This window comes from Shewanella sp. DNRA4 (assembly GCF_012843185.1).
GTDB lineage: Bacteria > Pseudomonadota > Gammaproteobacteria > Enterobacterales > Shewanellaceae > Shewanella > Shewanella xiamenensis.
Window position 1 is genome coordinate 72,830 of sequence record NZ_JABAIP010000011.1, and the last position, 14,285, is coordinate 87,114.

Genomic DNA, 14,285 nt, shown 5'->3' on the forward strand with positions numbered 1-14,285 from the left:
TGCGCACGAATAAAATGTTATGAGAAGGAAAAACTATGAGCATTAAACAGCAGGTGGAGGACGCGTTATTTTTAGCGAAAAATGGAAGGCATCTTGGTGCGCTAACCAATTTAATGCTTGCTGTTGCTGCCTCTTCCAGAAAAACCTTTCCGAAAGACAAAACTAAATCAATAAAAGATCCGAAAAAAATGATGGGAGATGGCGAAGCCTTCACTTTATTTCTAGGCGGCCGGATAAGGAAAATTCTTTTCGGCGATTTTGGTGGCCCAGATATTGGCAATAGCGGTATTAGTGTGAACTTTAAAGGTAACCAGCTCGATGTTGCTTATATTCTCTACAAATACTACAGATGTGAGCTCGTCCATGAAGGCGAGTTACCTGAAGACATAGAGTTCACTTCTCCAGCTAATGACAGAAATATGGGGATATCTAACGGTGGTGTTAGCGTTTCGATCAGTGCTGGCAACACTATGAATCTTGACTATGGCTGGATAGATCTTCTAGTGAATGCGGTCACTCATGCGAGGTGCAATGGCGAGTTGTTTGGCATTGAGCATTTTGATTTGGTTGCCGTTGATGGTGTCGATGAAAAAGATCACTGTGACTCTATTGTCAAAAAATATGGCATCACTCCGGGGCGTTACCAAATCCTTAAGGAGGCAACGCGGCACATCACGCCAACCAGCGTCGTTGGCGACAACGATGACGTGTTGATACAAAAGTTTAGCGATCTTGTAGAAAAAAATGTTATCAATGGGGGTGCAATAACAGGCCTATCAAGCCATCAACTGTCGGATCAAGCAGGGAAACTGCTCCCTAAAGGGGTGGAGATTATTAGGGAGATAGGAAAGGTGTACCAAATTGTTCCAGCTTAATCTCATAACAATTGGCTGTTGTCGGACGTGCCTACGCTGCGCTCCGGCACGCCGCAAAGCCAGGCGTTAAATCCTTAAAAAATTTTAATCCGAAACTGAAGAGTTAGAGCAACGGCTCTATCACGCTTTTGTCCCAAAACGGGACACGTACCTTCTTTCAAATCGACAGGTTACGCCGATACTAAAAAGGTGAGCCATGGAGATTAGCGAGACGACCGTCCGCTCCACGGCCGCTCTTTGGCATATATGGACCCATCCGGTTTGCAAGACATTCGATAACGATTTTGAGAAGAGTTCATTGCACCCATATATCCGGCCTGTTGTTGAGGAGTTCCTCTGGCCCTGATGGATATCTGCTTCTACTGTCCTTATCATCCCTGCGGCTTCGTAATGAGCCTATGCCGAGCTAAGGTTTTCAGTAGATCAGTCTGACTGTCTCATCATCAAATCAAGTGTCTTAGCAACTTGCTGGTTGGTTAATTCTTAACGTTTATTGAATCTATTCAGTACTATACTGGAAGCCGATACTCTTCCTCACGCGCTGCGATAACCCATGCCATTCTCGCGAGTTTATTGGCGACGGCCACACAGGCTCGGTTAAAACCTCGGCGCTCCGCTAACTGTAAACTTATCTTGCTTATTCTGGCTGTGTTGCAACACCGCTCTGGCGCCGTGAATGAACAGGGTACGTAAATACGCATTTCCCCGCTTGCTTATCCCAAGGAGGTTATCTTTACCTCCGCTGCTGTGTTGCTTGGGGACCAAGCCACACCAAGCTGAAAAGTGTCTACCATTACTGAAGTCTTTACCCTCTCCAGCAGCCGCATAAAAGGCCGTAGCGGTGACTGGACCAATACCTGGGATAGTCTCTAAACGCTGGCAAATCACATTGTTTTTCGTTTCAGTGAGTACTTGGGTATCACAATCCTTAAGCCGTCTTTCTATATCTGTAAACTCTTCATATAACTGATAAAAAATCGTCCGACCTTTGGTAGTCAGCGCATTGGTTTCGTTAGTTAAAATCTCAGGGAACTGTACTTTAAAAGCCGATTTACTTTTGGCTATCACGATGCCGTATTCTGCTAACATGCCTCGCACTTGGTTGATTAAGGCTGTTGATTGCTTAGTTAATCGTTCGCGCATACGGTGGAGCAGTTGCACATCTTGCTGCTCGACGCTTTTGGGTTTTACAAACCGCATGTTGGGCCGCTGCGCAGCTTCGGCAATGGCTAGCGCATCGTTGTAATCATTTTTGTTACCTTGCCGAAAAGGCACGACAAATTGAGGAGCAATTAACTTGACGCTGTGGCCCAACAGCTCAAATTCTCTGGCCCAGTAATTTGCGCCACTGCAGGCTTCCATCACAATCAGACAAGGCTCAATTTGAGCGACAAAGGGCAGCAAGTCTTTGCGTCTAAGCATTTTCTTTTTAATTAACTTACCTGATTTATCGACGCCAACAGAATGAAAAACAGACTTTGCGATATCTAAACCGATTGTAGTAATCTTCATAGGTGGACCCGTCCTCTTTCTGATGAGTTTTAGCGACTACATCGTGGCCCATTGCGAGGCCGATTAAAAGTGGATGGGTCCATTCCATTATCCATGCCAGCGCGGCATTCGTGAATCCATTCACATCAGACGGGGCGGTCGAGCATCCAAGGACGGACTTGCTGCGCGTCGGGGAGCAAGTGCCATGGCTCCCCCATCAATCTTCCGCAGCTTTCAATTGACCAAATAAGTGATTTAGCCGTATAGGTATTAGCACTCCTATTTTAACGTTTTTACCCTACAAACTCCCAAATACAAAAAAGCGGTAGCGCTTTATGCCCTACCGCCTTTTACAACCGATAACCAATGGAGTCGAGAATTACAATCTGCGCGCTTCTATCACGCTATCGACTTGGGAGAGCTTAGATAACACCCGCGATAAGCCATCGAGATTATAAAGTTCTAATTCCAGCTCAATGGCTGCCGTCTGATTCTTAATATCCGATGACGAGCTCATGGCGAGTACATTGGACTTTTCGGCGGCGAGTACTGAGGTGAGATCCCGCAATAAGCCGCTGCGATCATGTGCCAAGACGCGCAGGCGCATGCGATAACCGCCTGAATAGTTCTCGCCCCAAACTACATCGACGCCACGCTCTGGGTGAACGCGCATCAACTCTTTCACCTGCTCACAGTCGGAGCGATGCACCGAAATACCGCGCCCTTTGGTGATAAAGCCTAAAATCTCATCCCCTGGCACGGGCTGGCAGCAACGGGCGATATGACTGAGTAAGTTACCCACGCCATTCACTTCCACCTGCCCACGGCTATTAGTGCCAGATTTAGGTTGGCTCTTCTTAACTAATTCTTCAACCGCATCTTCTTCGCTCGCCTCATCGAGGCGCAACTTACTCTGGATATGGTTAACAACCTGATGTAAACGCACATCACCGCCACCGATTGCCGCAAGCAAGTCGTCCATACTTGCCATATTAAAACGTTCAACGGCGATGGCTGCATCTTTGATTTTAAGGCTCACACGCGCCAGCTCGGCTTCGAGCATTTCTTTACCGGCGATAATGTTTTTATCGCGGTCTTGCTGCTTAAACCAATGCTGAATTTTCGAGCGCGCCCGCGATGTGCGGATATAACCTAAGTTTGGATTGAGCCAATCGCGCTTAGGATTAGGGTGCTTCGAGGTAATGATCTCGATACGCTCACCCGTTTCAACCTGATAAGTAAACGGCACAATGCGGCCATCGACCTTAGCACCGATACACTTATGGCCGACCTGCGAGTGAATATAATAGGCAAAGTCGAGCACGGTTGAGCCAAGTGGCAAGTCAACCACTTCACCGCTTGGGGTAAACACATAGACTCGGTCTTCAAACACTTGGCTGCGGACTTCTTCGACCAAGTTGCCGCTTTCAACCACGTCCTCCTGCCATTGCAGAATTTTACGCAGCCAATTGATTTTTTCTTCGTAGCCGCTTTGCTTACCGGAGTGATTACCCTCTTTGTATTTCCAGTGCGCGGCAACCCCCAGCTCTGCATCTTCATGCATATCTTGGGTACGAATTTGAATTTCAACGGTTTTACCCTCAGGCCCCACCACAACCGTATGGATGGATTGATAACCGTTAGGTTTAGGGTTGGCCACGTAGTCATCGAACTCGCGCGGGATATGATGCCAAAGAGTGTGCACTACGCCTAAGGCGCCATAACAGTCCTGCAAACGCTCTGTGACAATCCGCACGGCGCGCACGTCAAACAACTCATCAAACTTGAGGTGTTTGCCCTTCATCTTGCGCCAGATGCTGTAGATATGTTTTGGACGACCATACACCTTAGCGCGGATATGATCCTCATCGAGGCGTTGTTGCAACTGTTCAACAAATTTTTCGATATAGACTTCGCGGTCTAACCGCTTACCATCAAGCTGTTTGGCAATGTCCTTGTAGGTATCTGGATGCAGATAACGGAAGGAAATATCTTCTAATTCCCACTTTAACTGACCAATCCCCAAACGGTTAGCGAGCGGCGCATAGATATCGGCAATTTCGCGGGCCAGCAAGACGCGGGTTTCTTCGTCGGCATTTTTCACGGCGCGCAGCAAACAAACACGCTCGGCCAGTTTTATCACCACGGCGCGCACGTCTTCGACCATCGCCAGCAACATGCGGCGGATATTGTCGATTTGCGGCTCGGTTGAGCGGCTATTGGGATTGATTTTTAACGCGCCAATGGCATCCATGGTCACCACGCTGGCAACTAAACGCGCCAGCGGCTCACCAAACTTTTCTTTGATCGCTTCTTCGTCTAATAAGCCCGCATCAAACACCACAAACAGGATGGCCGCTTGCAGCGTCTCGATGTCCATATTCAGCGGCGCGAGGATTTCAATCATCTCGCGGGCACGTTCGAGCAGTTCTCTTTTCGCGGCAGGACTCTTAGCGGGTAAAGCATCGACCTGCTCAATCAGGGCGAGTAAGGTTTGCGCCTCATCGACATGACTAACATAGCGAGCCACCCACTCTTCAAGATGAAAATCGGGATCATTAAAGTGCGCTTCGCGAACAGAGACCATCTAATTTATTTCCTTATTCGTGCTCAAAGAAAAGTGGCACCACCTCGGCACTCCTATCTTCAGCATTGGCACGGACTTGTCAAACCCAACGAGACGAAACTTCACATTTTTTACGTTATTCAAACGCTTTGCTTACTTTACACACGAATAACGCGGGCAAATGAGAAAACCTTGCCCGACATACAAGACTTATTTTGCAAGCTCAAACAACGCCATGGCTTCGATATGATGTGTCTGCGGGAACATATCGATTAAGCCTAACTTTTGTAACTTGTAGCCACGTTCGAGCAACACCGCACTGTCGCGGGCTAAGCTCGCCGGATTACAAGACACATACACCACTCGGCGAGGTTTCATTTTCTTAAGCCATTGCAAACTCTCAAATGCACCCGCGCGCGCAGGATCGAGTAGCAATTTATCAATCTTGCCCATCCAAGGCTCGCAGGATAAATCGGCACTTAAGTCGCCATGGTAAAAGGTTAAATTGCTTAAGCCATTTGCCGCCGCGTTTTCACGGGCTTGGCTAACCATTTCTGGCACCCCTTCAACCCCAATCACTTCGGCGCCCAGTTTAGCTAAAGGCAAACTGAAGTTCCCCATACCACAGAAGAGATCGAGAATGCGCTCACCCGGCTGCGGTGCTAACCAGTCTAACGCCTGCGCCACCATGGCCTTGTTAATTTGCGCATTGACTTGCACAAAGTTGCCAGGGGTAAAGGTTAAGCTCACAGGTGTTGCATCGGCTTTATCATCGAGCAGCTGATAGACGGGCAATAACAGCGTGCCATTCACCCCATGGAACTCGCCGTTGTTGTCTTGCAAACAAATATGGATTTGATGCTGCTCGGCAAACTGCACAAGCTTAGCCATGTCCTTATCATTTAAGGATTTAGTGATTCGAATTACCGCAAAATGACCATTGTCGGCGTCAATCAATTCTAAGTGCCCAAGACTCGATTTGGCCGCAAGTTGATTAAGTAACTTAGCAAAGGGCGTGATTAAATCAGCTAAGGGCTTAGCCAAGACTAAACAGCTATCAATAGGCACCACTTGGTTGCTGCTCGATGCACGAAACCCTAAGCTCAACTGCTTGGTATTTTTATCAAATAACGTTGCAAGGCGTGCGCGGCGGCGATAGTGCCAGCCTTCGCCGGTCAATGCGGGCACTGAGTTGCCTTCGGCGCCGGCAAATTTGGCCATAATATCAATCAAGGCCGCCGACTTATGCTCACGCTGCCCCGTTAATGACATATGCTGCAAATCACAACCACCACAGCTTTGGTAGTGTGGACATAACGGCGTGACTCGCTCAGCGCTTGGCGTCTCGATTTTAATCAGCTTGGCTCGGGCATAGTTTTTCTTTTGTTCGGTCAGCTGCGCCTGCACGGTTTCACTGGGCAAGGCCCCGGGGATAAATACGACTTTTCCCTGATGTTGTGCTATACCTGCCCCAAGGTGATCGAGCTGTTGCACGCTAAAGGATTGCTTCGCGGACAATTGCTTGGAACTATTTGGTTTTGCTTTAAAAAATTGTGCCATTTCGGCCTCTAAATCAATAAAAAACTGGTCAAGACCGCCCTTTTTCTGGCAGTCTTATAAAATTATATCGTCCCTAGAACTTAGGAAACTGCGCTGCGGCTATGAACCCTGTCAACAACATGACCAAATACAGCTTACGTTCCTGGGTTCTGGTGCTTGCGCTTGCGCCGACGATCTTAGTCGGTATTCTGCTGGGCAGCTACTTTACCATAAATCGCTTTTATGAACTCGAAGATACGCTGATTGAACAGGGCAGTAATATTATCGAGCCTTTAGCGATTGCCAGCGAAGTGGGACTGGTCGGTAATGATAGGGAAGCAACGAAAAGACTCCTTGCCGCAGCCCAACTCAATAAATCCACGCTGGTTAAATCGATTGCGATTTTTGATATCCATAATCAACTCTTTGTTACATCGCACTACCATAAAGATTTCGAGATCATGCGCTACAAAGAGGCGCTAACCAATCTTCACAAAACCGAAATTGAACATGTAGGCGACAGCCTTATTCTACGCACACCGATCTTTGCCACCGCTCAGCCTACGGGTGGCGAGCCTGCAAATTTTGATATCCAAACCGATAATGGCGAGTTACTCGGCTATATTTCGGTCATTATCAATAAAGAACGCGCCTTGCTAGAGCAACACAGAGCCGCCGTGGCCGCCTTTATTATCGTGTTGATTGGGGTGCAATTGAACCTGTTGTTTACCTTTCGTCTGGTTAAAAACGTCACCCAGCCGATTACCGAAATGGTGCGGGTGGTCGCCAAAATCCGTGAGGGTAAACTGGATGCGCGGCTCGAAGGCAATCTTATCGGCGAGCTGGATCTGCTAAAACGCGGCATTAATGCCATGGCAGGATCGTTATCGGAATACCACGATGAGATGCAGCAAAATATCGATCAGGCGACATCGGATCTGCGGGAAACCTTAGAACAGATTGAGATCCAAAACGTCGAGCTCGATTTAGCCAAAAAACGCGCGTTAGAAGCTAGCCGCATTAAGTCAGAGTTTTTGGCGAATATGTCCCATGAACTGCGAACACCGCTTAATGGTGTGATTGGTTTTGCGCGCCAACTCGTTAAAACCCCGCTGCACTCGAGCCAAGTCGATTACATTAATACCATTGAGCGCAGCGCGACTAATCTACTGGCGATTATCAACGATATCCTCGACTTCTCGAAACTTGAAGCCGGCAAAATGGTGTTAGAAAACATGCCATTCGGCCTAAGGGAAACCTTGGGTGAAACCATCACTTTAATCTCCGGTAGCGCGCAGGCCAAAGGGCTGGAATTGGTCGTCGATATTGCGCCCAACGTCCCCGACAATGTTAACGGCGATGCCATGCGGGTGTGCCAAATTATCAATAATTTAGTGGGCAATGCTATCAAGTTTACCGACTCAGGCAGCGTACTGGTTAGATTAGAATTACAAGCGCAGACTGATGAACAAGTGGTGCTGCGCTGTGATGTTATCGATACTGGGATTGGGATTGATGAAAGTCAGCAAGACTTCCTGTTCCAAGCCTTTGGTCAAGCGGACTCCTCGATTTCCCGCCGCTTTGGCGGAACAGGGCTTGGATTAGTCATCACCAAACGCCTCGTCAACCAAATGGGCGGGCAAATTGGCTTTACCTCGTCAGTGGATAAAGGCTCGAACTTCTGGTTTACGCTGCCTTTGGGCCTTGGTCAATTCCAAATTGGTGATTCACTACCGCTTGAAAAACTGAAAGATAAAACCGTGCTCTTTTATGAGCCCAGAGTGCTCACCCATTCAGTGATTAGTCGCCAACTAACACAGTGGGATACTAAGGTCACTCATCATCAACATATTCCTAGTTTGCAGACAACCCTATCAACGACTGAGCATCCGTTTGATTATGTGTTATTAAGTTGCCATGGATTTAGCAATCCCAATCAATTAGTGAGTACGTTAAATCTAGCCAAGACAAAAACAGATTGTTTAGTCGTGCTATTCGACTGCCAAGAGCAAGACATGTTAAGTCAGTTTATTCGCCCCAATGCTGACGTGGTATTGTCTCTGCCAGTAAGCGAGCACCAACTGGCGCGTAATATGCTCTATCCACCAATGGAGTATGACCTATTACCGCCCGCAAGTATTACAGTTCCAGCGGCGCGCCAATCGCTTACCGTATTAGCAGTGGACGATAACTTCGCCAATTTAAAACTGATTGATACACTGCTTAACGAGCTAGTCACTACCGTTATCGCCGTCAATAGCGGTGAAGAAGCCGTCAAACAAGCCAAGAGCCGCACCTTCGACCTTATCTTTATGGATATTCAGATGCCGGGCACCGATGGTATCAGCGCCACCAAGCAAATTCGCCAAGGGTCGATGAACCGAAATACGCCGATTATTGCCGTGACCGCCCATGCAATTGCCGAGGAACGTGAGCTAATTTTAGGTAGTGGCATGGATGGTTATTTGCCCAAACCCATAGATGAAGCCGCACTTAAAGCAGAGATAAACCGCTGGATCACTCGGCCCAAATTCACTCACTTTGATTTACATACCCTCAACTGGGATCTTTGCTTAACCCAAGCTAACCATAAGTCTGACCTAGCATTAGATATGCTACGCATGTTATTGGAATCGTTACCTCAAACGGTCTCAGCGATAGAGACGGCACTGAGTCAAAACGATCAAACCACGATGCTCAGCACTATCCATAAACTTCATGGCGCCAGTTGCTATTGCGGGGTGCCGACCACACAGCGATTATGCCAAGAGATTGAATCGGCATTGAAACGTGATGCCCGTGTCGAAGATCTCGAACCGGAAATACTAGAGTTACTTGATGAGCTAACTAAGGTAGAATCGGCGGCAAAACAAGTGCTATCACAGCTATCAGCGGAAATAACAGATGACCAAAAAAACGGGCTTCTTTAAGCGTTTAAAAGCGCTAGAACTACCACAGAAAAAACTCTTTGCCATTGCCCTTTGCCAACGAATGTTGCCTAACTATCAACTGTTTTCAGAGGTTTGTGAGTTTGGTGATCCTGCGGTATTAAGCACTGTGCTCGAGCTTCTTTGGCAATCCCAGTACGACAATAAGCTGAAATTCAACATCGATGTGCATCTGCAACGCTTAGAAGATAACACCCCAGATCCTGTCGATTTTGATAGCTATGGCGTATACCCAGCAATGGATGCCGTGGTTGCACTTTCCACTTTGCTTGGGGCGATTCAAACCAACCTTGAGGAAGATATAACCAATATCAGCAAGTTATCCTCAAGCACTGTGGCGAACTATATTGAGACTATCAGCGATGTAGAGTTAACCGATGATGCCTTAGATGACTACGTCTTCGCCCATGAAGTGATGGAGGAAGAGCGCGCGCTGCAAAATACCCTGCTGGAAATTATCGAAGAAAACCCTAAGATTACTGCCGAATTAGTGAAAGGTTTACGCAAAGAGATCATCGAAGCGGGTGTATCGAATATCGGGATCAGCGTCGCGTAATAAACCCGTTTAAGGTCTAGGGTTTATCTCTTCAGTTGCCTTGAAAATCCGGCGATGTTACCTAACATTTTTACTGCTTAGGTAGCATCAGCGACGGGTTTGAATCACCGGAGGATAGAGTTAACTCTATAACCCATTCAATATGAAAAAAATTGTTTATCAAGGTTTTATTTTAACCAATAGCGAAGGCCTTACCGATACCTGGAAACTCACCATAGGCGGGCAAAACCGTATTGGTTCTCTATTTGAATTACGCCGTTTAGTGAATTATTACCGTGAGCTTGGGATTGTGCCCGCCACCCGCGCGAGCCTGCAAGATGCTAAGCAAACGCAAAACTCCATGAGCCAAAATACTTTAAAACCCCGTAAACGTTAATCTTAAGCCATTGAAAAAAGTTCGGGCGCTTTGGATTGCATAAACTCGATAAACACCTTCACTTTCAGCGGTTGCTGACTACGTTGGTGATAAAGAATCGAAATTCTACGTTGTTCGCCAATCCATTCCGGTAAGAGCACTTTTAAACGCCCTTCTTTAATCTGTTGTTTTACAAATAATTCTGGCCCATACAGAATACCACCATGATCTAAGGTCGCCTGAATCGCGCCATGGAGATCCGTGAGCGTGAGTTTTGTTGGACCATTAAAATAGAAAGACTCGCCATTAGGATGCTTTAAATGCCAATTAAACAGCGGCCAAACTTTGATCAACTGATGGTTTTCAAGATCATCGGGATGGATCAATTCAGGGGCATGGGCTAAATATTCCGGCGTCGCAAACAAACGATAATCAAGCTCACCTAAAGTACTCGACACCCAAGAAGAATCAGGCTGTGCACCACCGACAATCGCGACATCAATCCCTTTATCAATTAAATCCACTAACTCATTGCTTTGGGAAATGTGTAAACGAATATCGGGATATAAACGGCCAAACTCGTTTAATGCGTGAATAAAGATAATTGAAATAATTGAGATTGGCGCAGCTATCCGCAATGTGCCTTCAGGTTTATCGCTGCCAATGCCACTGAGCTCATCGAACTGTGCAATCGCACTCTGATATCGCTGAAATAACGCTAAACCTTCCTCGGTTAATCGCAGCTTGCGGGTACTTCGCATAAACAATTGCTTATCGAGTTTTTCTTCAAGCTTGGCCAGCTTACGGCTCACGGTGGCGATAGGCATATCGAGCACTTTCGCGGCTTGAGAAAAACTGCCCGCATTCACCAAATGCACAAACAGATAAATTAACTGCAGCTCAGCGCCAACATCATCAGCCATGTTCAATCCCATCGTTTAGCGTGAGTGCCGCTCACAGGTATAAGGCACTAACTCATTGTGTTTTAAACGTAGAATTATTCATTTCTACGACCATAGCGCAATAGCTTCCAAGGTTAATCCTATGCTATTTTGCCAATAAGTTTACTGCGCTAACACCGATTATCGTCAATTACCCTAGGTATTATTCCCTGCTAGCGCACCCACAACGTCTTCTTGCGGGAAAGCAAAAACACAAAAGGATGAGTGAGGGATATGACCATTTTAACCCCTCTGTTTGCCGTCTTCGGGATCATGCTGCTCGGCACACTTGTACAAAAACTGCGTTTTCTCCCAGTAGAAACCGACCAAGTGCTCAATCAATATGTCTACTATATTGCGTTTCCTGCCATTCTCCTGATTGCACTGGCCCAGCAACCGATTGAAGAAATTCTGCAATGGGGATTTATTGCAGGCTATAGCGCCGCCATGCTGATGATTTATCTGATTTGTGTTGGTATATCCTTACTTTTCAATCCCAAACAGCATGCAATTGCCGCCGTGCGCGCCTTAAATGCCACCTTTGGCAATACCGCATTTATTGGAATTCCGCTGCTGGTGATTATATTTCCTGAACAACAAAGCGCCCTAGTTGCCGCCGCCATAGCCAGTTTATTGTCCGTGCTTATGTTTGCCGTGGCCTTGGTCTCGCTGGAGCTTACGACAAATACCCACAGACAACACCACGCCGTAGTGATCATGTGTTTAGCTGTGGTTAAAAATCCCATCGTTATCGGCTGCTTTATCGGCATTGCAATTTCGGCATTGGGGATAACACTGCCCTCTGGCGTAGCGATGATGATCCAACAAATTGGCAATACCTCAAGCCCCTGCGCTTTATTTGCCGTTGGCATGGTATTAGCCAAAGCCATGCGCTACCAAAAAGATAGCAAGGTATTTAGCCTGACGAATCTTATCGAACTTAGCCTTATCAACCTCTTTAAATTAATCCTACAACCCGCATTGGTTTTCTTCATGCTTAAAAGCGTTGGCGTTAATGGAGATTACTTAGTGATGGGTGTAATCCTCAGTGCCTTACCTACGGCGGCCAGCGTCTATTTACTTGCTCAGCGCTATAACACCCAAGCCTCAACCAGTGCGCAGGGGATATTATTTGGCACTATAGTGACTTTTTTTAGCTTACCTATTTTAGAGCAACTTGTTAAAACCTATTCATAAACAAGCGATTAAACTCTAGCTTATTGCAATGTGTCGAATATTTACCCAAAGCCACTTTACTGTATATAAAATCAGTATATACTGTTTATCAATACAGTGATTTGGTAAGTTTTTCGACAGGAACTCATTATGCTTTGCCAACTCAGCATCAATAATTTCGCTATCGTCCGTTTTCTCGAACTGGATTTTCGTCCCGGTATGACCAGCATTACTGGTGAAACTGGCGCAGGTAAATCCATCGCCATCGACGCCTTAGGTTTGTGCCTAGGTAATCGTGCCGATGCCAGTAGTGTTCGCCCTGGTGCAAGTAAAACCGAAGTCAGTGCTCGATTTTCACTACACGATGTTCCACTTGCCAAACGTTGGCTCGAAGATAACGATCTCGAACTCGATGATGAATGTATTCTACGTCGAACTATTGGCAGTGATGGCCGCTCACGCGCCTACATTAATGGCAATCCTGTGCCGTTAACTCAACTGAAATTACTCGGGCAATTGCTGGTCGGTATCCATGGTCAGCACGCCCACCACGCTATGCTAAAGAGTGAGCATCAACTCACCTTGCTCGACAGCTACGCCAATCACAGACTACTGATAGACACAGTGGCAGCAAGCTATCAACGCTGCAAACAAATCGAAGCCGAACTCAAACAATTAGAAGCTTCGCAGCATGAACGTATTGCCCGAAAACAGCTGGTGCAATATCAAGTTGAAGAGCTAGATGAATTCGACCTCAAGGTCGGTGAATTTGAGGACATTGAGCAAGAGCATAAACGCCTCGCCAATGGCACTGAACTGGTGGATAGCTGCCAAGCCAGCCTATATTTACTCACAGATGGCGAAGAGAGCAATATTGAGTCACTGCTTAACAAGGCTGTAAGCCTTGCTGAAAATTTGCAAAGCTATGATCCCGCATTAACCAATGTCAGTACTATGTTGAATGAGGCCCTCATTCAAGTACAAGAGAGCGCGGGAGAATTACAGCATTACCTGAGTAAACTCGAACTCGATCCCGCGCATTTTGCCTATTTAGAGGAACGACTCTCAAAGGCTATGCAACTGGCCCGTAAGCATCATGTTAGCCCTGACAAATTAGCCGAACATCATTTGGCGCTCAAAGCGGAACTCACAACCCTCGATGACGATGAAACTAAGTTAGAGGAAATCCAACTCCAAGTTGAAGCGAGTAAAACCGCTTACTTAGCGAACGCACAAAAACTGAGCCAGAGCCGCGCCCGTTATGCGAAAGAACTGGATAAGTTAGTGACTCAATCTATCCACGAACTCAACATGCCCAAGGGTAAGTTCACCATTGAAGTGAATTTTAATCCCGAGATTATGTCGGTAAATGGCAGCGATAATATAGAGTTTATGGTCACAACCAACCCTGGCCAGCCTTTACAACCGATTTCAAGGGTTGCCTCAGGCGGTGAATTGTCGCGTATCGGTTTAGGCATCCAAGTTATTACCGCGAAAAAGGTTGCCACTCCTACCCTGATTTTCGACGAAGTCGATGTCGGAATTTCAGGCCCGACCGCTGCTGTGGTTGGCAGAATGCTGCGTAGTCTAGGAGAATCGACTCAAGTACTTTGTGTAACCCATTTACCTCAAGTTGCTGGTAATGGCCATCAACATATGTTTGTGAATAAATTCAACAAGGCGGGCAGTACAGAAACCACTATGATGCCTTTGGATAGGGAGCAACGTATCCAAGAATTAGCCAGACTTCTTGGTGGCGATACAATTACTTCTAACACTCTCGCCAATGCACGAGAACTATTACAGTAAAAATACAGTAAGCCACCGCAACGAAAATA

9 protein-coding genes and 1 pseudogene are annotated in these 14,285 nt (G+C 46.7%); 6 read left to right on the plus strand and 4 right to left on the minus strand.

Features of this window, described 5'->3' with window-relative positions; genetic code table 11:
- Nucleotides 1-35 precede the first annotated feature (35 nt).
- Nucleotides 36-875, plus strand: a complete 840-nt coding sequence (locus tag HG547_RS13265; RefSeq protein ID WP_169548077.1) for a hypothetical protein — start codon at nucleotides 36-38, stop codon at nucleotides 873-875.
- A gap of 509 nt (nucleotides 876-1,384) precedes the next feature.
- On the opposite strand, the pseudogene HG547_RS13270 reads toward HG547_RS13265, so the two are convergent.
- From HG547_RS13270 to rlmD, 3 genes and pseudogenes are all read right to left on the minus strand, one after another.
- Nucleotides 1,385-2,387, minus strand: a pseudogene (locus HG547_RS13270) (IS110 family transposase).
- A gap of 358 nt (nucleotides 2,388-2,745) precedes the next feature.
- Entirely contained in the window at nucleotides 2,746-4,953 is a 2,208-nt protein-coding gene (gene relA / locus HG547_RS13275) for a GTP diphosphokinase (RefSeq protein WP_037421144.1), read from the minus strand.
- A 189-nt stretch (nucleotides 4,954-5,142) separates the two neighbouring features.
- On the minus strand, nucleotides 5,143-6,492 hold the full coding sequence (gene rlmD, locus HG547_RS13280; RefSeq protein WP_169548078.1) for a 23S rRNA (uracil(1939)-C(5))-methyltransferase RlmD: 1,350 nt from the start codon (nucleotides 6,490-6,492) through the stop codon (nucleotides 5,143-5,145).
- 101 nt (nucleotides 6,493-6,593) lie between these two features.
- On the opposite strand from rlmD, the gene barA reads away from it, so the two are divergent.
- From barA to HG547_RS13295, 3 genes are all read left to right on the plus strand, one after another.
- The gene (barA, locus tag HG547_RS13285; protein ID WP_169548079.1) at nucleotides 6,594-9,401 is read left to right on the plus strand and encodes a two-component sensor histidine kinase BarA; all 2,808 of its coding nucleotides are present in this window, start codon (nucleotides 6,594-6,596) and stop codon (nucleotides 9,399-9,401) included.
- On the plus strand, nucleotides 9,376-9,975 hold the full coding sequence (locus tag HG547_RS13290) for a YjaG family protein (protein WP_144344791.1): 600 nt from the start codon (nucleotides 9,376-9,378) through the stop codon (nucleotides 9,973-9,975). Before barA ends, HG547_RS13290 begins: the two co-directional genes overlap by 26 nt.
- Before the next feature lie 142 nt (nucleotides 9,976-10,117).
- Entirely contained in the window at nucleotides 10,118-10,351 is a 234-nt protein-coding gene (locus HG547_RS13295) for a DUF3319 domain-containing protein (protein WP_037421131.1), read from the plus strand.
- 2 nt (nucleotides 10,352-10,353) lie between these two features.
- Here the strand turns inward: HG547_RS13295 and lldR are convergent, their stop codons facing one another.
- A complete protein-coding gene (lldR, locus tag HG547_RS13300) occupies nucleotides 10,354-11,253 on the minus strand; it encodes a LysR family transcriptional regulator LldR (protein WP_037426242.1) in 900 nt (299 codons plus the stop codon).
- A 252-nt stretch (nucleotides 11,254-11,505) separates the two neighbouring features.
- Between lldR and HG547_RS13305 the strand changes: the two genes are divergently transcribed.
- Entirely contained in the window at nucleotides 11,506-12,468 is a 963-nt protein-coding gene (locus tag HG547_RS13305) for an AEC family transporter (protein ID WP_169548080.1), read from the plus strand.
- Between the two features lie 129 nt (nucleotides 12,469-12,597).
- Nucleotides 12,598-14,256 (plus strand): DNA repair protein RecN, encoded by a 1,659-nt coding sequence (recN, locus tag HG547_RS13310; RefSeq protein ID WP_037421122.1) that lies wholly within the window; start codon nucleotides 12,598-12,600, stop codon nucleotides 14,254-14,256.
- Nucleotides 14,257-14,285 lie beyond the last annotated feature (29 nt).